Below are 22510 nucleotides of genomic sequence, written 5' to 3'. Positions count from 1 at the left end.
AGTAATCAGGCGAAGGAGTTGTTGCCTCACAGGCGAAAAAAGGCTGGACCGGTTTATGGACAGGGCCGAGAAACGGCGTCTACGTTGAGCGCCACGCCGAGCGGGCCGCGTCAGGGCCGCCCGCACTCACTGGAGGCCACGGCACATGACCTCGCACCGGACCGCACCCCGCAGGACCGTCACCGCGCTCGCCGGCGCCCTCTCCCTGATCGCCGTGGTGAGCGGCTGTGGCAAGGGAGGCGATGGAGCGCAGAACGACCCGCGGCAGCTGACCGTGCTGTCGCAGTATCTGAAGGGCACCCCGGGCGGAAAGCTCTTCTACGACGAGGCCGCCGCCTTCACCGACGAGACCGGCATCAAGGTCAAGATCGTCGAGGCCGGCGAGGACCTGGACGAGTCCTACGAGACCTCGCTCGCCGCGGGCAAGGAAGCCGACGTCGTCTTCGTCAACGTCTATGACAAGACGCTCGGCTGGACCAAGAACGGCGCCGCCGTCCCCGTCGACCAGTACCTCGACGCATGGGGCCTGCGGGCCAAGGTCGAACCACAGGCCCTGAAGGAGTGGACGGACGCCGACGGCAAGGTCATGGGTTTCCCCTTCGCCGCGTTCTCCTGGCCGGTCTGGTACAACACCGATCTCCTCGAGCGGGCCGGCATCGGCAAGATCCCCGCCACCACCGACGAACTCATCGACGCCGCGGACAAGTTGCGCGAGGCGGGCATCGAGCCGATGGCGGTCGGCGGCAACGACTGGAGCGGCCAGAAGCTCTTCGCGCAGATCGCCCAGTCCTACTCCACACCCGAGGAGACCGAACAGCTCTACACCCAGGGCGGATTCTGCGCCTCCGACAAGGCGATGAGGGGCATCGGCCTCTTCATCACCCTGCGGGACGCCGGTGTGTTCATCGACAAGGCGCAGGGCTTCACCTTCGACGCGATGCAGAGCACGTATTTCACCGGCAAGGCCGCCATGATGTCGCAGGGCTCATGGGCCTTCTCCGAGGTCCCCGAGAAGATCCGGCAGAACACCGAACTGGCCGGTCTCCCAATGCCCTCGGGCGCCGCCTTCACCAAGCCGACCTCCTACCTCGGCTACACCAGCACCGGCTTCTGGATCAGCCCCAACGGCGACAAGAAGCAGGACGCGGTGAAGGAATTCATCAGCTACTTCTACCAGCCCGACGTCTCCGGGAAATTCCTCGCCGACGCCAGCATCTACCCGGCGCTCAGCCTCGACGCGGCCCACCGCAAGAGCGACGACCCGCTGCTCAACAGCGCGGTCAACGACGTCCCGAAGAAGTCGGTGAACGCGCTGCTGCCCGATCTGTACGTACCGGCCGCGGCGAACACCCCGCTGGTCCAGGCCACCGGTCTGGCCTTCGGCAAGGGCAATGACGCCAAGAAGATCTGTGCTGCCCTGGACCAGGCCTACTCCGGGGTCCAGTGATGTCCGCCGCGGTCACGACCGCGGGGCGCGCGACCCGTGACGACACCCCGCCCGCCGCCCCGTCCCCCCGTCGCACCGCGCGCCGGCGCGGCTGGGGACCGACGGTCTTCGCCCTGCCCGCGCTGGTCTGGTACGGCCTCTTCATGGCCGGCCCGGTCGTCGCGATGTTCGTGATCAGCCTCAACACGTGGGCCAGCCTGATCTCGCCGCACGAGTTCACCGGACTGGACAACTACCGGCGGATGTTCGACGACCCGGTCTTCTGGGAGGCCCTGCGCAACACCGGCGTACAACTCGCCGTCTCCCTCCCGCTGATGATCCCGCTCGCCTTCATGCTGGGCTACTACCTCCAGCTCAAGCCGCCGGGACACCGGACCCTGCGGGTGCTCTGCTTCACCCCGGGCCTGCTGTCGCTCTCCGCCAAGGCGATGATCTTCATGGGCATGCTCGCCCCGGAGGGCGGTGTCAACGGCCTGCTCGACAGCCTGGGCCTGCACGGGGCGACCACGCCCTGGCTGGCCGATCCCGCCACGGCGCTGGCCTCGGTCATCCTCGTCGACGTCTGGAGCGGGATCGGCTACACCGCCGTGCTCTTCGCGGCACGGCTGGCGAGTGTGCCGGACGCGGTGTACGAAGCGGCCGCCATCGACGGCGCCGGGCACTGGCGGCGGATGTGGCAGGTGGCGTTCCCGGTCTGCAAGGGATTCGTCGGCGTCGCCACGATGCTGCAGTTCCTGTGGACGCTGTTCAACTCCTCCGCGACCGTGCTGATGCTGACCAAGGGCGGCCCGGGCACCTCGTCCACCACGCTGTCGTATCTGATGTACCAGCGGGCCTTCCTCCAGCAGGACGTCGGCTACAGCCAGGCCGTCGGTGTGCTGCTGTTCGCCCTCGGGCTCGTGGGCATGGTCGTCATCCGCCGCCTGATCCGCCAGAACTACTGACCACGACGGGAGACGAGGACCAGTGATGACGTCCCGCCGCAGCGGAGGCAGGGGCCTGCTCGCCGGGCATGTCCTGGCGTGGCTGTACGCCCTGCTGCTGCTTCTGCCGCTCTACTACCTGCTGACCACCTCCCTCAAGGACAACCTGGAGGTGTTCGCCCACCCCTTCTCCCTGCCGGAGAACTGGCTGTTCGGCAACTTCGCCCGCGCCTGGGACCTGGCCTCGCTCGGGCCCGCGCTGGGCAACTCCGTACTGATCACGGCGGGTGCGGAAGCCATCAGCCTGGCCCTCGCGTTCCCCGCCGCCTACGGCCTCGCCCGCAGCGGTGGCCGGACCGCCGCCGTCATGGAGAAGATCTTCGGGCTCGGCTTCCTGATCCCCGCCTTCGCCGCGCTGGTGCCGACGGTGCTGCTCGCCATCCAGCTGGAGATGTTCCAGACCCAGGCGTTCCTGATCCTCTTCCTGCCCGCCACCGCGCTGCCGCTCTCGGTCATCCTGCTCACCCAGTTCCTGCGCACCATCCCGGCCGAGCTGGAGGAGAGCGCCATGATGGACGGCGCCGGCCGCTGGACCGTGCTCCTGCGGATCTATCTCCCGCTGTCCGCGCCCGGCGTCGTCACGGTCGTGATCCTGAACTTCCTGGGGTTCTGGAACGAGTACCTCTTCAGCCTCGTCATCCTCGGCCCCGACCCCGGCCTGCGCACCGTCCAGGTCGCTCTGCCGTCCCTCATCTCCGCGACGATGGTGCAGTACGGAATCCTCGCCTCCGCCTGCCTCATCACCCTCGCCCCCGTCTACGCCGTGTATGTCGCCCTCCAGCGCCGTATGGAGAACGCCCTGGTCGAAGGGGCCGTCAAATCGTGAATGGAGCACCGCATATGAAGGACGTCACCCCCCTGACCGAGGGCTGGACGCTGCGGCACGAAGCGGCCGCCGTGCCCGCACAGGTGCCGGGCTGCGTCCATACCGACCTGCTCGCCGCCGGTCTCATTCCCGACCCGTTCCTCGGCGCGAACGAGACCGAGGTGGCCTGGGTGGGCCGCCGCGACTGGCGGTACGACACCGTGCTCGGGCCCCGCGCCACCTCGCACGAGCGCACCGACCTGGTCTTCGACGGGCTCGACACGGTCGCCGAGATCAGCCTCGGCGAGCGGACGCTCGGCCGCACCCGCAATATGCACCGTGGCTACCGCTTCGATGTCACCGGGCCGCTCGGCGAGGCCGGCGCCCCGCTCGCGGTGCGCTTCACCTCCGCGTACACCGAGGCGGAAGCCGTACGCGCCCAGCTCGGCGACCGGCCCAACTCCTATCCGGAGCCCTTCCAGTTCATCCGCAAGATGGCCTGCTCCTTCGGCTGGGACTGGGGACCGACCCTGGTCACCGCCGGTATCTGGAAGCCGGTGCGGCTGGAGCACTGGTCCACCGCCCGCCTCGCCCTGGTCCGTCCCCTGATCACCGTCGACGGCGCCACCGGCCGCGTGGAGGTCCGCCTGGAGGTGGAACGCACCGCGTCCGGGGCAGGACGGCCGCTGACCGCCGAGGTACGGATCGGGGACCGCGCGACATCCGTACGGTTCGACGGGACGAGCGCCACGGTGACGGCGGACGTGCCGGACGCCGCCCTGTGGTGGCCGCGCGGCTACGGCGACCAGCCGCTGTACGACTGCGAGGTCACCCTCCTCGACGAGAGCGGGGCGGCGCTCGACCAGTGGTCGCGCCGCGTCGGCTTCCGGACCGTCGCACTCGACACCTCCGCCGACGAGCACGGCACCGGATTCACCCTGGTCGTCAACGGGGAGCGGATCTTCGCCCGCGGTGTCAACTGGATCCCCGACGACGTCTTCCCCTCCCGTATCACCCCCCGGCGCTACCGCGAACGCCTGACACAGGCCGCCGAGGCGGGCGTCGATCTCGTACGCGTCTGGGGCGGCGGCCTCTACGAGAGCGACGACTTCTACGACGTCTGCGACGAACTCGGCCTGATGGTCTGGCAGGACTTCCTCTTCGCCTGCGCCGCCTACCCGGAGGAGCAGCCGCTGCGGTCCGAGGTCGAGGCCGAGGCCCGCGAGAACGTCACCCGCCTCATGCCCCACGCCTCGCTGGTCCTCTGGAACGGCAACAACGAGAACCTGTGGGGCTTCCGCGACTGGCAGTGGGAGGAGCCGCTCGCGGGAGACTCCTGGGGAGAGGGCTACTACCTGGGCCTGCTGCCCCGCGTCGTCGCCGAGACCGACCCCACCCGCCCGTACTGGCCGGGCAGCCCGTGGTCCGGTTCCTGGGACCACCGCCCCAACGACCCGGCACACGGCACCGCGCACGCGTGGGAGGTGTGGAACCGCACCGACTACACCGACTACCTGACCGATGTGCCGCGCTTCGTCGCCGAGTTCGGCTGGCAGGCGCCGCCCGCGTACGCGACACTGCGCCGCGCGCTGCCCGGCGAGGAACTGGCCCCCGGCTCGCCCGGCGTCCTGCACCACCAGAAGGCCGCCGACGGCAACGGCAAACTGGACCGCGGCCTCGCCCACCACTTCGCGGTCCCACCGGACTTCGACCGCTGGCACTACCTCACCCAGGTCAACCAGGCCCGCGCCGTCGCCACCGGAGTGGAACACTGGCGCTCGCACTGGCCGGTGTGCGCGGGCACCGTCGTATGGCAGCTCAACGACTGCTGGCCGGTGACCTCCTGGGCGGCCGTCGACGGCGACGCCCGGCTCAAACCGCTCTGGTTCGAGCTGCGGCGGCTGTACGCCGACCGGCTGCTGACCGTGCAGACCCGCGACGGCGGCCCCGCCGTCGTCGCCGTCAACCAGGCCGCGGACGCGTGGCGGGCGGGCGTACGGCTGCGCCGGATGACCGCCGACGGCGAGGTGCTCGCCGAGGCCCGCGTGGACCTCGCGGCCCCCGGTCGTAGCGTCGCCCATGCCGCGGTCCCCGACGACCTGCTGCCCGACGCCGGCTCGGCCAAGGAGTTCCTCGTCGCCGACGCCGGAGACCTGCGCGCGCTGCACTTCCCCGTACGCGACCGCGAGTTCGCCTATCCCGCGCCGCGCTACGACGTGGAGCTCATCCAGCGCGGTGACCGGGTCGATGTCGTGGTGACCGCCCGCACCCTGCTGCGCGACCTGCTGCTCCAGGCCGACCGGCTCGCCCCCACGGCCGTCGCCGACCACGGCCTGCTGACCCTGCTGCCCGGCGAGCGCGTCACCATCTCCGTACGCGGCTGGGACACCCCGGACGCCGAGGCGGTCCGCGCGGCCCTCTTCACGGTGGAGCCGGCATGAGCGGAACACGGCTGACCATCAAGGACGTCGCCGCCCGGGCCGGGGTGTCGAAGGCCGCGGTGTCCCTGGCCTTCAACAACAAGCCCGGGGTGTCCGAGACCACCCGCGCCCATATCCTCGAAACCGCCCGTGGCATGGGCTGGGAACCCAACCTCTCGGCCCGTTCGCTGGCGAAGTCCGGGACCGGCACCGTGGGACTCGCCATCTGCCGGCCGTCCAGGCAACTCGGCCTCGAACCCTTCTACATGGAGTTCATCTCCGGCATTGAGAGCGTCCTCACCGAACGTTCCAGCGCCCTGCTGCTGCGCCTGGTACGTGACGTGGACGAGGAGATCGAGCTCCAGCGGCACTGGTGGAAGTCGGGCCAGATCGCCGGGTCCGTCCTGGTCGACCTCCGGGTGGACGACCCCCGAGTCTCCGCGCTCGGGCAGATCGGCCTCCCCGCCGTCGCGGTCGCCCATCCCTCGCTGACCGGTCCGTTCGCCGCCCTGTGGACGGACGACGGTACGGCCGTCACGGAGGCGGTGCGCTATCTCGCCGCGCTGGGGCACCGCGACATCGCCCGGGTGGGCGGCTCCGCCGACCTGGGCCACAGCGCCATCCGTACGGCGGCCTTCGCCTCGGCGATGACGGAACTGGGCCTGGACGGGGGACGGCAGGTGGCCACGGACTTCTCCGGCGAGGACGGCGCCCGCGCCACCCGTACGCTGCTGGCCTCCGCCACCCGGCCCACGGCCGTGCTGTACGACAACGACCTCATGGCGGTCGCCGGACTGTCCGTCGCCGCCGAGATGGGGCTCGGCGTCCCCGACGACCTGTCCCTGCTGGCCTGGGACGACTCCCAGCTCTGCAGACTGACCCATCCCACGCTCTCCGCGATGAGCCACGACATCCACGCCTTCGGCGCGGAGGTGGCACGCGCGCTCTTCGCGATCCTCAACGGCGAACGCCTCGCGTCCCGTCAGGTCCGCACCCCCGCCCTCACCCCGCGCGGCTCCACCGCACCGCCCGCACGCTGACCCGCCCGACCGAGACAGGAGACCACCATGAGATCCCGATTCACCGGATTATGCGCCGCGGTCCTGCTGGCCTGTGCCGTGGCCGCACCCGCCGGCCATGCCACCTCCGCAGACGACGTCACTCTCCCGGGCGCCACTGCCCCGGCCGCCGCGGCGGCGCCCCCGGCCGATGTCGTCGGCTATCTGCGATCTCTCTCCGGAAACCGGACCGTGACCGGCCAGCACAACCGCGAGCCCAACTCCCAGCCGTCGAAGTGGACCGCGAAGGTCCATGACATCACCGGCGTCTACCCGGGGCTGTGGGGCGGTGACTTCCTCTTCGCGTCCGACGATGTCAACAACCGTCAGACGATGGTCAACCAGGCCAGGACCGAGTGGAACAACGGCTCGCTGGTCACCCTCACCTGGCATGTCTGCCCTCCCACCCGCGGGTCCTCGTGCGGCTGGGATCCCGGGGCCGGAATCCAGGACAACCTGTCCGACGACCAGTGGAACCAGCTCATCACCGACGGCACCGCCCTCAACACCGCATGGAAACGGCGCCTGGACGAGGCGGTCCCGTATCTGCGGCAGCTGAAGGACGCCGGGGTACCCGTGCTTTTCCGCCCCGTCCACGAGATGAACGACGGCTGGTCCTGGTGGGGCGGCCGCTCCGGCGCGAACGGCAGCCGCAAGCTCTACCAGATCACCCACGACTACCTCAAGAACACCCAGAGCCTCAGCAACCTCGTGTGGGTCTGGAACGTCAAGGACCTCGACGCGGGCGGGATGGCGTCCTACTACCCCGGTGACGCGTACGTGGATGTGGTCTCGCTCGACGCCTGGAACAGCAACTTCCCGTCCGCCACCTACTACCAGACCCTCCAGTCGATCGCCGGTTCGAAGCCACTGGCGCTCGCCGAGGTCGGCAAGGTGCCCTCGCCCGCGGAGGTCGCGGGACAGCCGAAGTGGACCTACTTCATGGTCTGGGCCGAGTATCTGACCGACCCCGCGTTCAACACCGGCCAGGGCGTCAAGAACACGTACTACGACCCCCGCTTCCTGCGTCAGGGCGCCCTCGGCCGCAGAGGCTGAGCCGTGTCACTGACGCCTGCCCGGGGCCGCGTGAGCGCCGCGGCCCCGGCGCTGCGCGTGGGTGACGAGCAGGAAGACGGTGCTGAGGATGGCGACCGCCTGTCCGAGGACGGCGAGTTCCTTCTCGCGGTACCAGACCGGCTCGTACATGTTCGGGATCGGTCCCAGTTCACCGACGTTGACGTAGCGGTAGACCAGCAGGAGTGCGAGGCCCCCCGCCGCGACGAGCCAGGCGAAGGCGTCGGACGGCTTCCGGCGCCAGACCAGGACGAGCAGGGCCGCGAGTGAGGCGAGGCCGGCCTCGATACGGAAGAGCGTGCCCTGGCTGATGCTCGCGGAGACGGCGTCGTACCGGTCGGCCAGATGGGCGTGGAGATAGGCGTCCAGCGCGAGGCCGGCCGCGGCCAGCAGCCGGGCCGCGCCCCGCAGGAAGCGGAGTGCGCGTCCTTGACGGGCGGGTACGGCAGAGGTGACTGAGGACATCGCTTCTCCTGTCGCACCGGTGGCCGAGGGGGGTAGGGGTCAGTAGAGGCCGCCGGTGTCCTGTTGCGGGGTGGTGTTCTTCTTCCCGGCGGTGTCGAGGACGTACCAGTTGGCGCCGAAGTCGGTGTCGCCCTGGCCGTTGGTGTCACCGGCCTTGTGGTCGCCCACGAACGTGTACAGGGGATGGCCGTTGTAGGTGACCTGCCGGGCGCCGTCGTCGCGGGTGGTGGTGGAGAGCAGACTCTTCTTGACGCCGCCACTGCCCGCCGTCGGCTCGCCGGTGACGATCAGAGGCGGCCAGGTCTTCACACAGGCCCCCGTACACGTGGACGTGTTCTTCTTGTCCGCCTCGAAGAGGTAGAGGGTGCGGCCCTCGCCGTTGACCAGGATCTTCCCGAGCGGCCCGGTGGCGGCCGACAGCTTGCCCACATCCGCGGCGGGTGAGGACGAGCGCGCCGACGCGGAGGCCTCCGCGAGGCCGGCGGGCGGCTGCGACGTCGCCGCCGATCCGCTCCCGCCGCCGGAGCAGCCGCCGACGGCCACGGCGCACAGCAGGACCACGGCCGCGGTGGCGGCAGCGGGTGTCCTGGTGTTGCTCCTCATCGAGCCTCCTCGGATCCGGCCGTCCGGCGGGCGGCGTACCGCCCGCCAGGTCGCGGCAGTACCACCCACTACACGTCACCCCCGGAGACCGGGCCACCCGGCAGAGCCGTCCGGCGTACGGGCCCGGACGTGCCGCGGCGCCCAGGCCGGGGAGGTGGGGTAGCGTCTGCGGTCGCGAGGGGGAGTAGCCGCACTCGAAGCCCCCGCGACGCGGGAAAGCTGGACGGGTGCCGTGGTCCATTACGTGCTGCTGATCGTGTGCGCGGTGGCGATCTATCTCTCGTGCGAGTGGTTCGTCAACGCGGTGGAGTGGCTGGGCAAGCGGCTCAACGTCGCGAAGATGGCGGTCGGCACCATCCTGGCGGCCTTCGGCACGGCCCTGCCCGAATCCGTGGTGACGCTGATCGCGGTCACCACGGGTGCCAACGCCGAGGCCAAGAACATCGGCGTCGGCGCGGCGCTGGGCGGGCCGCTCGTGCTGGCCACGGTCGCGTACGGCGTCACGGGTGTCGCGCTGCTGCTCAAGCGGCGCAAGCAGAGCGGTCCCGCGCGGTCCGGCACCGGTGCGCCGCCCGGCGGTCCCGGCGGTCCGCAGCTGGGCGACGAGAAGGACATGAGACGGCTGGCGAAGGACCAGACCTGGTTCCTGCCGATCTTCATGGTGAAGGTCGCGCTCGGCCTGGTCGCTTTCGCTTTCAAGCCCGTACTGGGCGTGCTGTTCTTCGCCGCGTACGCCGTCTACTTCTGGCGGGAGACGCGCGGTGGCCAGGACGGCGAGGGTGACGACGAGGAGCTCGCGCCCCTGAAGTCGCAGCGGAGGGCGGCCTCCCCGGCGACGTGGGCCGTTGTCGCCCAGACTCTGGCCGCTCTCGCGGTAATCTTCTTCGCCTCGCAGCTGTTCGTGAAGCAGCTGGACGCCATCGGCCCCATGCTCGGGCTGTCGTCCGCTGTGACCGCACTGCTGCTCTCACCCGTCGCGACCGAACTCCCGGAGATCATGAACGCGATCATCTGGGTACGGCAGGGCAAGACGCAGCTCGCCCTGGCCAATATCTCCGGAGCCATGATGATCCAGGCCACGGTGCCCAGCGGCCTCGGGCTGCTCTTCACCGCGTGGCGTTTCGACAGCGCGCTGCTGTGGGCCGGAGTGGTCACCATGGCTTCGATCGTCTATCTGCTGCTGACGATGCGCGCACACCGGCTCACCCCCGCCCGGCTGTCCGTCGCGGCCGGTTTCTACGCCGTATTCGGTCTGGGGCTGATTCCCCTGCTCGGCTGAAGTCGGAGACCGACGTTTCCCAACGAGTTTTCCCGAGTTTTCCCATGAGCTTTCCCATGACCGGCACGCAGTGAGGAGACCGACGCGGTGAACGCAGCAGACAGGGGCCCGGCGGACCGGCCCGCCGCGGCGCCGCGCGGGTGCCGCCGCCGGCCGCCACGCCACAGGACCGGACGCTCGCTCGCCGCGACCGCCGCCTTCCTGGTGCTGGGTACGGCCGCGGCGGGCGGGTGGTTCTACACCCGGCTCAGCGGCAACATCCATGGCGCCGGGGTGGATGACGCGCTCGGCGACAACCGGCCCAGAGCCACCAAGGGCGGGGAGAACATCCTGGTCATCGGCTCCGACAGCCGTAAGGGAATGGGCGACGGCTATGGCCAGGGCCTGACCAGCATGCAGTCCGACACCCTGATGCTGCTGCACGTCGGCGGCAGCGGGAAGTGGGCCACGGTGGTCTCCTTCCCCCGTGACTCCTGGGTGCGGATCCCCGCCTGCGCCCAGGGCGACGGCACCTCCTCGACACCGCACCACTTCAAGATCAACGAGGCGTACGCGATCGGCGGCTCAGGCGGTGACACCGCCAAAGCCGCGGCCTGCGCGATCAAGACCGTCGAGCAGAACACCCGCGTCCGCGTCGATCACTTCATGACGGTCGACTTCCGCGGGTTCACCGGCATGGTGAACGCCCTCGGGGGTGTCGAGATCTGCCCGGAGCGGCCCGTACACGACGAGAAGGCCCATCTGGATCTCCGGGCGGGGTGCCAGACGGTGAAGGACGACCAGGCCCTCGGATACGTACGCGCCCGCTACAGCCTCGGCGACGGCACGGACATCGGCCGCATCGGCCGCCAGCAGGAGTTCATGAAGGCCCTCGCCACCAAGGCCAAGGCCAGGCTCTACAACCCCAGGGCCCTGTACGGATTCCTCGACTCGGCCACGAGGTCACTGACCACCGACCCCGACCTGGCGGGCCTGAAACCGCTCTACGAGCTGGCCTCCGGCGTCAAGAGCATGCCCACAGAACGGATCACCTTCCTGACGGTTCCCAACTATCCCCGGGAACGGGACGTCCCCAGCGACAAGGCGAACGTCGTCTGGAACCCGCCCGCGGCCCAGCAGTTGTTCAGCGCTCTCAGCCACGACCGGGAGATGACCAGGGCCCGGCTCGACAAGGCGGCCGGCCAGCTGCCCCCGACGGCGAGCAGCGTGGAGGTGACGGTCCTCAACGGCACGGGCATCCCCGGCCGGGCCCGGGAGATCGCGGACCGGCTGAGCGCGCTCGGCTTCCGGATCGCCGCCACCGGCAACGCGCCCGCACCGGCGGAGCGGAGCACGCTCACCTTTCCCGAAGGGCGGGCCACCCAGGCCCGGTTGCTCGCGGCGAGGTTCCCCGGCCTGGCCCCGGTCTCCTCCGCCGAGGCGGCTCCCGGCACGGTGACCCTGGTCATCGGTCCCGACCTGCCCCCGCTCGCCGGCTGAGCCGCCCGCAGGACGCGGACACCGAACCGCTCGGCCGGCCTACACATGGAAGGGCACGCTCGTCACGACGATCTTCGGCAGATGGCGGAGCGCACGCCGCAGCCGGCCGGCCAGATAGCTGTGCAGAACCCGGTGCCACCAGTGCCGTACGACGATCTCCGGCAGGATGACGGTGATGGTCAGGTCCGGGCGCTGGTGGTGCAGTGACTCGATATAGCTGATCAGCGGCGCCACGATCGCCCGGTAGGGGGAGATGACGATCCTCAGCGGGAGATGGTTGCCCCACAGGAGCCAGGCTTCGCGGAAGCGCTCGGCGTCCTCCTCGCTGGGACTGACATGCACAACGAGGACGGGCTGCTGGAGCGACGCGGCATAGGCCAGCGCGCGCATGCTCGCCTGGTGCAGCACGTCGATCGGGACGACGGAGAGATGACGGATCTCCTCGGGGGTGTCCTCGGTCTCCGCGTCCGAAGGCGTACCGGGTGAGACCCCGGAAGAGGGCGGCGGAGGTGCGGGCGGGGCCGGCGGCGGCGCCGGGGAACGGGTGTCCGGCCGGGGCGGAGTCTTCCGGCCGGGAATCTCGATCGCCTCGGGGTGAAGCCGCAGAGCCAGGCTCACCTTGTCGTAGTAGCGCCGGATCCGTGTCGTCACCAGCAGGAACACGGCGACGGCGAGGATGGCGAGCCACGCGCCCTCGGTGAACTTGGTGATGCCGGCGGTGATGAACACGACCGCGGAGAGCAGGGCGCCGGTGGCGTTGAAGCACAGGCTCTTGCGCCAGTGCCGGTCGCGCTTGCGCCACCAGTGCACCACCATTCCGCTCTGCGACAGGGTGAAGGCGAGGAACACCCCGACGGCGTACAGCGGAATCAGCGTCGCGGTCCTGCCGCCGAAGACGACATAGATCAGCGCCGCCGCCACCGAGAGCACGATGATCCCGTTGCTGAACGCCAGCCGGTCCCCGAGACGCAGAAAGATTCGCGGGGCATGGCCGTCGCGTGCCAGCAGGAACAGCACCCGGGGGAAGTCGTTGTACGCGGTGTTCGCCGCGAGCAGGAGCACCAGCGCCGTCGCCGCCTGCGTGAACACGTACATGCCGCCCGACCCGAAGCTCCGATGGGCCAGTTGGGACAGCACGGTCTCCTGCGCCTCGGGGACGACACCCTGGAGATGCACCATGGCGACCGTGCCGGCGAACAGCGCGACGAGCAGCCCGATCATCCAGGACAGTGTCGTGCGCGCGTTGCGCCACGCGACGGGCTGGAACGCCGGTACCGCGTTCGAGATCGCCTCGATACCGGTCATCGCCGTCGATCCGGAGGCGAAGGCCCGCATCACCAGCAGCACCCCGACGCCCTCGACCGCGTGCAGCGGGGGAGTCGGGGTGGGGTGGAAGTCACGGCCCGCCGCGTCGTACAGACCGACGGCCACCAGCGAGGCGATGGCGATGATGAAGGCGTACGTGGGAGCGGCGAACAACGCGCCCGCCTGCCGGACGCCCCGCAGATTCCCCGCGAGCAGCACGGCGATGACCAGCACACCGATCACCACGACGTCGTCCGCCAGCCCGGGGAGCGCCGAGGTGACCGCCGCCATCCCGGACGAGACGGAGACCGCGACGGTGAGGATGTAGTCCGTCATCAGACCGGCCGCGGCCACCAGACCCGGCACGCGCCCCAGATTGTCCGTGGCGACGATGTACGACCCGCCGCCGTGCGGATACGCCCGGATCGTCTGACGGTACGACGCCCCGACGGCCAGCATCAGGAAGACGATCGCCAGCGCCACCGGCACGGAGTACGCGAGCCCCGCCGTACCGCCGAGCACCAGGACCGCCAGCAGCGCCTCGGGGCCGTACGCCACCGACGACAGCGCGTCCGCCGAGAGGACCGGCAGCGCCACGAGCTTGCGCATACGCTCGCGGGCGATGGCCGTGCTCTTCAGCGGCGCCCCGAGGACCGCGCGCCGCAGGCGGTGCGCGAGACGGCCCGGCCGGGTCGTATCCTCCGCGCCCTCCGTGACGTCGATCGTCTCCGTGGCGATCCCCTCCGCCGCGGACGGCTGCTCGATGAGCGTGGGGACGGCTACGAATCGGCCGAAGCGGGCCGGGACGATCTCCGCGGGCTCGGGGTAGCTGCCGATATCCGGATCCACGGGCAACGCGTTGCGCCACGCGTCGGGGGCGGCGGACACCCGCCCCCACTCGCGCCCCACCAGCCGCAGCAGCATCGCCTGCTCCGCGTCGAGTTTCGGCGCGACGACCGGGGCGCCTGCGGTGTCCGCCGGGTCCTGACCGTCGCGCCCGTGTTCTCCCTGGGTATCCGTCACACCCGCGAGTCTCTTCGGCGGACCGGGCGGCCGGTCCCTCCTGCGGCGGGCGACACACGGGCGACGGCGTCGACCACCCGTTCGGACGTACGGCGGGGCCGGTGCGGGACCGGGCCGGCTACTGGTTGGTCTTCGGCAGCCCCACGGGGTTGAGCTCCGAGGACGGCACGGCCTCGTTCGCGAGGCCCCAGCGCGCCAGGACCTTCGCGTACGTCCCGTTCTCGACCAGGGTGTTGAGCGCCTCGTGCAGCGCTTTGACCAGACCGTTGTCCTTCTTGGTGGTGGCCGCGATCTTTCCCTGGACGTCGGCTCCGCCGCCCGAGTACGTACCGATGATCTCGGTCTGTCCGGTGGAGGCGGCGTGGTAGGCGGAGACCGGGTTCGGCCCGAGATAGGCGTCGAGGCGCCCGGAGCCGAGCGCCAGGTAGTAGTCGGTGGTCTGCTGGAAGTACTTGATGGCGGTGGGCTTCAGACCCTTCTTCACGTTCTGCTCGCTCCAGGTGACGAGCAGCTTCTCCTGGTTGGTGCCGGAGCTGACACCGATGGTCCTGCCCGCCACGTCCTTCGGTCCCGTCACCTTCCAGCCGGCGCCCTTCTTGGCCTCGAACGCGAGGTTGTCGAGGCGGTAGGTGGCGAAGTCGTACTTCTCCTTGCGCTCCTCGGTCACGGTGATGTTGCTGAAACCGGCGTCGTACTTGCCGCTGTCGAGACCGACGAAGATGTTCGCCCAGTCCACCGTGTTGTAGTGAAGCTTCAGTCCGAGTACGTCCGCGACCAGCGAGGCGATGTCGGGTTCCACCCCGATCACGGTCTTGTCGTCGGTGGCGTAGAAGGTCAACGGGGGCGCGGAACCGGCGGAGTTGACGACCTCCAGGGTGCCGCGCTCGCGGATCCGCGCCGGCACGAGTGCGGCGATGGAGGCCACCTCGGCCGTGCTGATCCGGTCCTGGTCGGGGCCCAGCTCGATCTGGAAACCGCCCTTGCCCGCGCCCCGGGGCGCGACCTTGTCGGTGGAGCCGTCGGCGGAGGTGCCGCAAGCGGCGGTGAGGGAGAGCGCGGTGACGAGACCGAGCAGGGCGGCGGTGGTGCGGCGGGTACGGCGGCGGGGTGGCACGGAGGACTCCTGGGAGGGAAAAGGGTGATGCGCGGGAAGGGGGACGTCAAAAGACCAAGGGGGATGTCAGAGGACCTTGGACAGGAAGGCCTTGGTGCGCTCGTACCGCGGACGGTCGAGCACCTCGGCGGGCGGGCCCTGCTCGACGATCACTCCGTCGTCCATGAAGACGACGGTGTCGGCGACCTCACGGGCGAAACCGATCTCATGGGTGACCACGATCATCGTGGTGCCCGTACGGGCGAGGTCCTTGATGACATCGAGGACCTCGCCCACCAGCTCGGGGTCGAGCGCCGAGGTGGGCTCGTCGAAGAGCAGCACCTTGGGCTCCAGCGCGAGGGCGCGGGCGATGGCCACCCGCTGCTGCTGGCCGCCGGAGAGCTGCCGCGGGTAGGCGTGGGCCTTGTCGGCGAGGCCCACCCGGGCCAGCAGCCGTTCGGCCTGTTCGACGGCGGTCCTCCGGGGCCGGCGCAGCGCCGACACCGGGGCCTCGATGATGTTCTCGACGACCGTGAGATGCGGGAAGAGATTGAAGTTCTGGAAGACGAAGCCGATGTGCAGACGCTGCTTGAGCACCTCCCTCTCCTTGAGCTCGTGCAGCGTGGAGCCGGAGCGGCGGTAGCCGATCAGCTCGCCGTCGATGCTGACGTAACCCCGGTTCAGCTTTTCGAGGTGGTTGATGCTGCGCAGCAGCGTCGACTTCCCGGAGCCGGAGGGACCGAGCACGACGGTGACGTCTCCGGCGCGGACCTGGAGGTCGACGCCGCGCAGCACTTCGAGCGCGCCGAAGTTCTTGTGGACGCCGCGTATGTCGACCATCAGGTCGCCATCGGCGATCGGGTCGGGGTGAACACTCATCGCTGGAAACCTCCGGTGGCGGCGGCGGCCCGCATCCTGCGGGTGAGGATCCGGGCACGCTGGAGCGGGCTGGGCGGCGGTGTGCGTTCGGCCCCTCGCGCGAAGCGCCGCTCCACGTAGTACTGGGCGACGGACAGCAGGGTGGTCAGCAGGATGTACCAGGCGGTCGCGACCATCAGCAGCGGTACGACGCGCCCGTTACGGCCGTAGACCACCTGCACCTGGTAGAACAGCTCCCCGATCGCCATCACGGAGACGATCGAGGTGCCCTTGAAGAGGGAGATGACCTCGTTGGCGGCATTGGGCAGGATGGAGCGCATCGCCTGCGGCAGCAGGATGCGGCGCAGTTGCCGCAGCCGGGGGATACCCAGCGCCGCGGCCGCTTCCAGCTGCCCGGCGTCGACCGAGATGACCCCGCCGCGGACTATCTCCGCGGCGTAGGCGGCCTGGTGGAGTGCGAGACCGATGACGGCGGCCGAGAGAGCACCGACCAGGTTCATCGTGTCGAAGCTCCACAGCACGGGCCCGAAGGGGATGCCGAGCCCCAACTCCTGGTACAGGTAGGCGAGGTTGAACCAGAACAGCAGCTGGACGATGAGCGGGATCGAGCGGAAGGCCCAGATGTACGTCCAGGCGACCGTCTGCAGCACGGCGCTGCGGGACAGCCGCATGAAGGCGAGGACGACACCCAGGGCGAAGCCCAGGACGGTGCCGTACGCGGTGAGCTGGAGCGTCACCCAGACGGCCTTCAGCACGGTGTCGGTGGACAGATAGAGGAAGAAGACGTCCCACTCCCAGGCCGGGTTGGTGAGCAGGCCATGGATGAACTGGGAGACGACGACCAGCGCGGCCGCGCCGGCGGCCCAGCGCCAGTAGTGGCGCGCGGGGACGACCTTCAGTCCGGCGAGGTCCTCGTGGCGGGAGACTGTCGGCACGGGTGGTTCGGGCGGTCCGGACGGCGGCGCGGCCGCCGCGGTACCGGTTGCGGTGTCCATCAGGGGGCTCCTGCCGGCTACTTCTGCTCGGGCGGGCTGATCCGGGACTCCTCGATGGCGGAGTCCTGCGTTCCCCAGGTGTCGAGGATCCGCCGGTAGGCGCCGCTGTCGATCAGTTCGGTGACAGCTGCCTGGAACGCGGTGAGCAGGGGTGAGCCCTTGGCGAAGGCGAAGCCCACGTCGAGACGGTGGAACTCGTTCAGGAACCTGACGCCGGCCGCCGGCTGAGCCGCCTGGTGGCGCAGGCCGTTGATGGTCGACATGACCACGTCGATACGGCCCTGCTGGAGGCTGGTGAGCGTGGCGCCGTTGTCGGAGTAGACCTTGACGGTGTACGGCTTCTTGCCGGCGTCTGCGCAGACGCCCTTCTGTGCGTTGAGGGTCGCCTCGAAGGTGGTGCCCGCTCCCACGCCGACGGTCTTGCCGCACAGTTGGTCGAGCCGGGTCACCTTGCCGAGGCTCCGGTCGTCCGCGCGGACCGCGAAACCCTGGCCGTCATTGATATAGGTGACGAAGTCGATCGTCTTGCGCCGCTCGTCGGTGACGCCGAAGTTGCCCGTCCCCACGTCGTACTTGCCACTGCTCAGCGCGGGGAGGATCGCCTCGAAACTCGCCTCCTCGCGCTTCAGTTCCAGCCCGAGGAGCTTGCCGACCGCATCGGCGATGTCGATGTCCAGGCCGGCCGGCTGACGGCTCGTCGCGTCGGGGAAGTAGGCGCTGGGCGGGGATCCGACGGAAGCGCCGATCCGGATCGTCCCGCGCTCGCGGACGTCCTCGGGCAGCAGCTTCGCCAGGGAGACGTTCTTCTTCAGCGAGGCGGTGACATCGTTCGACGGCGCGGGTGAGGCGGCGCCCGCCGTCTCGCGTCCGGCTGCCGCGTCCGTTCCGCAGCCGGCCAGGACGGGCAGCAGCAGGGCGGACACCAGCGCGGCGGACACCCGACGGTGTACGGACGTATGACGGCGCGCGGGCCGCCGGCGGCGCGGCGGCCGGTGACGGCTCGGGATCAGGGTGCGCACGGGGTCATACCTTTCCTTCGGCGGGGACGGTGAGGTGTTTCTCGAAGGGGAGCGGGCCGATGGTCTCCGGCGCGGCCTTCGTGTCGAACAGCGGCGTATAACCGGTCGTCAGATAGAGCCCGCGGGCCTCCGGCTGGCGCGGCCCGGTGGTGAGAAAGATCCGGCGGTAGCCGCGTACGGCGGCGATACGCTCCAGCTCCGCGACGACACGCCGGGCCAGCCCGCGCCGCCGGTGGGCGGAGTGGGTCCAGATCCGCTTGAGCTCGGCCGTGGTGGTGTCGTAGCGGCGGAACGCCCCGCCCGCGACCGGCTCGCCGTCCTCCAGCAACAGCAGCAGCACACCGTGCGGCGCGTCGAACTCCTCGGCCGGGTAGCGGGCCAGCTCGCTGTGCGCGTCCTTGCCGTAGCGGGTGGAGTACTCGTGCCCCAGTTCCCGCAGCATCGGCCGCACCAGCGGATCGGAGAGGGTGGCCCGCAGCCAGGTCGGGCCGCCGGGTTCGGCCACGGACGTCATCAGCCGGCCTCCACCAGCGAATGCGCGCCGCGCGCCGCGCGCTCGGCGTCCCGCTTGGCCACCTCTTCGCGCACCAGCGGGATGACATACCGGCCGAAGTCGATGGCGTCGTCCAGCAGGTCGTAGCCGCGGGCGGAGAGGATGTCCACGCCGAGGTCGTAGTAGTCCAGCAGCGCCTGGGCGACCGTTTCCGGCGTACCGACCAGCGCGTTCGAGTTGCCCGCGCCTCCGGTGGCGGCGGCGGTCGGAGTCCACAGCGCCCGGTCGTAGCGCTCACCGGACCGCGCGATCGAGATCAGCCGCTGCGACCCGGTGTTCTCGGGCTCGCCCCGGCGGTGATGGCGCACCACGGCCGCATCACCCTTCTCCTTACGGGCCTTGATCGCGTCCACCGTCCGGTGTGCCTTCTCCCAGGCGAGCTCCTCCGTCGGCGCGATGATCGGCCGGAAGGCCACCTGGATACGGGGCGCGGTCGTCCGGCCGGCCGCACGCGCGGCCGCCTTCACCGCCTCGATCTGCTCCGCCGTCCGCTCCAGCGGTTCGCCCCACAGGCAGTAGATGTCCGCTTCGGCGCCGCCGGCCGCGTAGGCGGCGGCCGAGGAGCCGCCGAACGAGACGTCCGGCCGGGGCTGCTGGACCGGGAAGACATCGCTGACGAAGTCGTGGAAGCGGTAGTGCTCGCCCTCGTGGTCGAACGCCTCGTGCGAGGTCCAGATCCGCTTGACGATCTCGATGTACTCGCGGGTGCGGGAGTAGCGCTGGTCCTTGGTGAGCGTGTCCCCCTCGCGGCCCTGTTCATGGTCGTTGCCGCCGGTGATGAAGTGGACCGTGAGACGGCCGTCGCTGATCCGGTCCAGCGTGGCGAAGGTCTTGGCGGCGAAGGTCGGATACGAGACGTTCGGCCGGTGCGCCAGCAGGATCTGTAGTCGGTCCAGGCGGGAGGCGATGTACGCGGCGGCCGGAGCCGGGTCGGGCGAGCCGGAACCGTACGCGAACAGCACCCGGTCCCAGCCATGGTCCTCATGGGCGCGGGCGAGCTTGAGCGTGTACTCCTTGTCGAACGCGGCGCCGGAGCGGGGATTCGTCTCCGACCCGTCGTGGGTGGCGGCGATACCGAGGAACTCCACAGGCATGGCGGACCTTTCGTGCAGGGAGAAGGAAGGGGCGCGCCGGCGGAGGGCAGCGAGAAGCGACCCTGGGCAGCCCGCGGACACGGCGGAGCGGCGGCGGAACGGAGGCAGGCGTGATGACGCGCGGTACGTCAGGGGGAAAGCGGCAGCGTGCGCCCGGTGAAGAGAGAGAACTCGGCCCGCGACGGGGTCACCGAGGGAGGGAGGGGCCGGTCAGGCGGCCCGCTGCCGGGTCAGGTGCAACAAGAGGCGGACCACACTCGACCGAAGTCGATGTGGCCGCGGGTGACCAGGGGCAGCTGCTTCTGCATGGAGCCAATTGAGCACGGGACGTTCGGTCACGTCAACAGCTGCTCGCTCTGTGGTCGGCGCCCGCGGGGCCGGTAGGGGGGCGCTCCTTGACAGGACCGCCGTTTTCGCCCGTACGATCGAGGCGCGTGCGGCCGCGGTGTGAATACCGGGTCGCACCTGCCGTGTTGAGGGACGCGGTACGCGTGATGACGTCCGGAGCACACCGACCGCCGCCGACCGCATCTCCCGCCGGAGCCCTCTCATGTCCGTACCGCCCGATGTCCTTCGCCCCGACCCCGTCCGGTCAGACCCGGCGTCCCGGAAACCGGACGCGTCCGCCCCGCCGGGGGCCGACGAGGTCTCCCGTATCGTCCCCCGTCGCCACCCCGGCCGTTGGCTCTCGGCCGTCGTGGCCCTGCTGGCCCTCGCGATGGCCGTCAACTCGGTCGTCCGCAACGAGCGCTTCCAATGGAGCGTGGTGGGCCGGTACTTCACCACGCCCGCCGTACTGGACGGACTGCTGCTCACCCTCTGGCTGACCGCGGCCGTGATGGTGCTCGGCTTTCTCATCGGCACGGTGTTCGCCGTGCTGCGGCTGTCCGCCAACCCCGTGCTGCGCACCCTGAGCTGGGGCTACGTATGGATCTTCCGGTCCACTCCGCTGCTGGTGCAGCTCCTGTTCTGGTTCAACATCGGCGCGCTGTACCCGACCCTGGGCATCGGCATCCCCTTCGGTCCCGAGTTCCTCACCTTCAAGACCGTGAACCTCTTCGGCGCGGGCCTCACCGCGCTGATCGGCCTCACCCTGCACGAGGCGGCGTACGCGGCGGAGGTGGTACGCGGCGGCATCCTGTCCGTCGACGCCGGCCAGACCGAGGCGGCGGCATCGCTGGGGCTGAGCCGATGGCGGGTGCTGCGCCGCGTCATCGTGCCGCAGGCGATGCGCTCCATCGTCCCCACCGCGGGCAATATGCTCATCGGCACCCTCAAGGGGACCAGCATCGTGAGCGTCCTCGCGGTGCAGGACCTGCTGTTCTCGGTGCAGCTGATCTACAACCGTACGTACCAGGTCATCCCGCTGCTGATGGTGGCGACGATCTGGTACATCATCGTCACCACCGTGCTCTCCGCGGGCCAGTTCTACATCGAGCGCCACTACGCCCGTGGCGCGGCACGCGAGCTGCCGCCGACCCCGGTCCAGCGCCTGCGCCGGCAGGCCGCAGCCCTGACGGTACGGCTCCGCACGGCGAGCGCGCCCGACGCGCCACCGCGCTGAGCCCCGCCCCGCGGGCGCGGGCCGGGGAACAGCGGGCACCGGGCGTCAGGGCAGGACGGCCAGCGTGAAGGAGTGCCCGGCCGGGTCCGAGTAGAGGCGTACGTCGCGCGGGCCGCCGTTGTCCTTGGTGTCCAGCGGCCTGGCCCCGAGGCCGATCGCCTCACGCTCCGCCTCGTCGATGTCGTCCTGCGACACCAGGATCCGCAGATGCGCCTGCTGGGAGCTCTCGGGGCGCGGCCAGCTCGCGGGCGCGTGGCCGTGGTCCCTGCGGATCGCCAGATGCACTCCGTTGTGGCCGACGATCTCCACGAAGTCCGGATCGACGCCGATCCGGGTCTCGGCGGCGAGGAACACCGAGTAGAACTCGGCCAGCTCCACGGGTTCGGCACAGTCCAGGACGAGAACGCTGGTCTTCGTGACGGTCATGTGACTGCGTCTACCCCCCGCACGGACCCGCACACAGCGCGTCACGTGGTTGCCCGGGCGGCGAGCGGGTACGCGCCACGCCGCGGTGGGTATCCGCCGCGCCCGACGGAAGGAGAACCGTGAGCGACCGACGGATGGAAGGCCCCGGAGAGCACGGCCCCGGCGTGCCCAGGGACATGCCCGACCAGCAGGTACAGCCCGGCCCCGATCCCCTCGACGTGCGGCCGGCGGGGGAGGACGACTCGGGCGACGAGGACCCGGACCATCGGATTCCCGACGCGGACGAGTCCGGCGCCGGCCGCCGGGGCAGCCCCCACTCGGGCGGGGTGCATCCGGAGCAGCCCGTACCGGACGAATCATCCGGTTGACCTCTCCAGTCGCACACTCGGGGCGCCGGGGCGAGCCTGGAAGCGATCACGCAATCGCCGGGATCCTCGGGGCAGTAGAGAGAGGAAAGATCCACGTGAACAGTGCGGACCATCCCGATGCGCAGGTCGCGGTGGCATTCAGCGGACAGGTGGGGGAGGACGCGCACGCGGTGTTCAGTGTGCTCCGAACGGCTTTCGCCTCCGACCGCGCCGCCGACGACGTCCCGCAGGACATGCCCGGGAAGCGCCCGACCGTGTGGACCGCGACCTTCGATGTGTCCGATGTACGCACCGAGCCCGGGCCCGCGCGGCTGTCGGCGCCCGTCACACTCAGCCTCCAGGGCGGCTACACGGCGGTGGACACCGTGCGGAAGACCCTGGCCTCCGCCTTCGCCGTCCGTGTCCTCGGCACGGCCTCCGGCGACCAGGAGGAAGAAGTCCAGTTGCGCCTGGAGAGCCGCTAGGTCCTGTCACGGAAGAGGCCTTCTCACGCCTGTGTTGCGCGTTCGGCCCAGTGGAGTCAAGCTGTTGGTGACCCAGAAGTGGCTGTTGCTCACGCTTCGTGTTCGGGGGCCGTT

Annotated in this window: 21 protein-coding genes; 11 read left to right on the top strand and 10 right to left on the bottom strand. The window is 70.2% G+C overall.

All coding sequences use genetic code 11. The features are described 5' to 3' along the window. Positions 1-145: 145 nt before the first annotated feature. Genes ACFVWW_RS03365 through ACFVWW_RS03340 form a run of 6 tightly spaced genes read left to right on the top strand, consistent with a single transcriptional unit; the run spans position 146 to position 7769 of the window. On the top strand, positions 146-1447 hold the full coding sequence (locus ACFVWW_RS03365) for an ABC transporter substrate-binding protein (protein WP_386875662.1): 1302 nt from the start codon (positions 146-148) through the stop codon (positions 1445-1447). Next, positions 1447-2391: a carbohydrate ABC transporter permease gene (locus tag ACFVWW_RS03360; protein WP_386875660.1), complete on the top strand. Its 945-nt coding sequence runs from the start codon at positions 1447-1449 to the stop codon at positions 2389-2391. Before ACFVWW_RS03365 ends, ACFVWW_RS03360 begins: the two co-directional genes overlap by 1 nt. A 25-nt stretch (positions 2392-2416) precedes the next feature. Further along, positions 2417-3256: a carbohydrate ABC transporter permease gene (locus ACFVWW_RS03355; RefSeq protein ID WP_386875658.1), complete on the top strand. Its 840-nt coding sequence runs from the start codon at positions 2417-2419 to the stop codon at positions 3254-3256. Between the two features lie 14 nt (positions 3257-3270). Continuing rightward, the gene (locus ACFVWW_RS03350; protein ID WP_386875656.1) at positions 3271-5676 is read left to right on the top strand and encodes a glycoside hydrolase family 2 protein; all 2406 of its coding nucleotides are present in this window, start codon (positions 3271-3273) and stop codon (positions 5674-5676) included. Then, positions 5673-6695 carry a LacI family DNA-binding transcriptional regulator gene (locus ACFVWW_RS03345; protein ID WP_384333474.1) on the top strand — a complete coding sequence of 341 codons (1023 nt, stop codon included), beginning with the start codon at positions 5673-5675 and terminating at the stop codon, positions 6693-6695. Before ACFVWW_RS03350 ends, ACFVWW_RS03345 begins: the two co-directional genes overlap by 4 nt. A 27-nt stretch (positions 6696-6722) precedes the next feature. Continuing rightward, entirely contained in the window at positions 6723-7769 is a 1047-nt protein-coding gene (locus tag ACFVWW_RS03340; protein ID WP_384187618.1) for a glycoside hydrolase family 26 protein, read from the top strand. Positions 7770-7775: 6 nt separating this feature from the next. On the opposite strand, the gene ACFVWW_RS03335 is transcribed toward ACFVWW_RS03340, so the two are convergent. Next, positions 7776-8252, bottom strand: a complete 477-nt coding sequence (locus ACFVWW_RS03335; protein ID WP_386875654.1) for a hypothetical protein — start codon at positions 8250-8252, stop codon at positions 7776-7778. Positions 8253-8291: 39 nt separating this feature from the next. Next, positions 8292-8855, bottom strand: a complete 564-nt coding sequence (locus ACFVWW_RS03330) for a hypothetical protein (protein ID WP_384187622.1) — start codon at positions 8853-8855, stop codon at positions 8292-8294. Between the two features lie 232 nt (positions 8856-9087). On the opposite strand from ACFVWW_RS03330, the gene ACFVWW_RS03325 reads away from it, so the two are divergent. Further along, on the top strand, positions 9088-10134 hold the full coding sequence (locus tag ACFVWW_RS03325) for a sodium:calcium antiporter (RefSeq protein WP_386875653.1): 1047 nt from the start codon (positions 9088-9090) through the stop codon (positions 10132-10134). An 87-nt stretch (positions 10135-10221) separates the two neighbouring features. Then, positions 10222-11613 carry an LCP family protein gene (locus ACFVWW_RS03320; RefSeq protein WP_386875651.1) on the top strand — a complete coding sequence of 464 codons (1392 nt, stop codon included), beginning with the start codon at positions 10222-10224 and terminating at the stop codon, positions 11611-11613. 39 nt (positions 11614-11652) lie between these two features. Here the strand turns inward: ACFVWW_RS03320 and ACFVWW_RS03315 are convergent, their stop codons facing one another. The 7 genes from ACFVWW_RS03315 to ACFVWW_RS03285 all read right to left on the bottom strand — a co-directional run bounded on the left by ACFVWW_RS03315 (position 11653) and on the right by ACFVWW_RS03285 (position 19574). Further along, on the bottom strand, positions 11653-13527 hold the full coding sequence (locus tag ACFVWW_RS03315; protein WP_384187681.1) for an APC family permease: 1875 nt from the start codon (positions 13525-13527) through the stop codon (positions 11653-11655). Between the two features lie 532 nt (positions 13528-14059). After that, positions 14060-15055 carry an ABC transporter substrate-binding protein gene (locus tag ACFVWW_RS03310; RefSeq protein WP_386875649.1) on the bottom strand — a complete coding sequence of 332 codons (996 nt, stop codon included), beginning with the start codon at positions 15053-15055 and terminating at the stop codon, positions 14060-14062. A 66-nt stretch (positions 15056-15121) separates the two neighbouring features. Continuing rightward, the gene (locus tag ACFVWW_RS03305) at positions 15122-15913 is read right to left on the bottom strand and encodes an amino acid ABC transporter ATP-binding protein (RefSeq protein ID WP_386875647.1); all 792 of its coding nucleotides are present in this window, start codon (positions 15911-15913) and stop codon (positions 15122-15124) included. Continuing rightward, positions 15910-16908 (bottom strand): amino acid ABC transporter permease, encoded by a 999-nt coding sequence (locus ACFVWW_RS03300; protein ID WP_386875645.1) that lies wholly within the window; start codon positions 16906-16908, stop codon positions 15910-15912. The genes ACFVWW_RS03305 and ACFVWW_RS03300 overlap by 4 nt, the downstream gene beginning before the upstream one ends. Before the next feature lie 17 nt (positions 16909-16925). Continuing rightward, entirely contained in the window at positions 16926-17918 is a 993-nt protein-coding gene (locus ACFVWW_RS03295) for an ABC transporter substrate-binding protein (RefSeq protein WP_386876715.1), read from the bottom strand. A gap of 13 nt (positions 17919-17931) precedes the next feature. Continuing rightward, a complete protein-coding gene (locus ACFVWW_RS03290; protein WP_384187640.1) occupies positions 17932-18441 on the bottom strand; it encodes a GNAT family N-acetyltransferase in 510 nt (169 codons plus the stop codon). Further along, positions 18441-19574 (bottom strand): LLM class flavin-dependent oxidoreductase, encoded by a 1134-nt coding sequence (locus tag ACFVWW_RS03285; protein ID WP_384333450.1) that lies wholly within the window; start codon positions 19572-19574, stop codon positions 18441-18443. The genes ACFVWW_RS03290 and ACFVWW_RS03285 overlap by 1 nt, the downstream gene beginning before the upstream one ends. 550 nt (positions 19575-20124) lie before the next feature. Here ACFVWW_RS03285 and ACFVWW_RS03280 point away from each other — a divergent pair. Beyond that, positions 20125-21138, top strand: coding sequence for an amino acid ABC transporter permease (locus tag ACFVWW_RS03280; protein WP_384333447.1), 1014 nt, complete (start codon positions 20125-20127; stop codon positions 21136-21138). Positions 21139-21183: 45 nt separating this feature from the next. On the opposite strand, the gene ACFVWW_RS03275 is transcribed toward ACFVWW_RS03280, so the two are convergent. After that, positions 21184-21564, bottom strand: a complete 381-nt coding sequence (locus ACFVWW_RS03275; RefSeq protein ID WP_384333444.1) for a VOC family protein — start codon at positions 21562-21564, stop codon at positions 21184-21186. Between the two features lie 119 nt (positions 21565-21683). On the opposite strand from ACFVWW_RS03275, the gene ACFVWW_RS03270 reads away from it, so the two are divergent. Together ACFVWW_RS03270 and ACFVWW_RS03265 are read left to right on the top strand one after the other, a co-directional pair. Next, positions 21684-21932: a hypothetical protein gene (locus ACFVWW_RS03270; RefSeq protein WP_384187650.1), complete on the top strand. Its 249-nt coding sequence runs from the start codon at positions 21684-21686 to the stop codon at positions 21930-21932. Positions 21933-22027: 95 nt separating this feature from the next. Then, positions 22028-22396 carry a hypothetical protein gene (locus ACFVWW_RS03265; RefSeq protein ID WP_384187653.1) on the top strand — a complete coding sequence of 123 codons (369 nt, stop codon included), beginning with the start codon at positions 22028-22030 and terminating at the stop codon, positions 22394-22396. Positions 22397-22510: the final 114 nt, after the last annotated feature.

This window comes from Streptomyces sp. NPDC058198 (assembly GCF_042882605.1).
Lineage (GTDB): Bacteria > Actinomycetota > Actinomycetes > Streptomycetales > Streptomycetaceae > Streptomyces.
The sequence above is the reverse complement of the archived record's forward strand: the minus strand, read 5'-3'. Positions and strand labels throughout refer to the sequence as shown.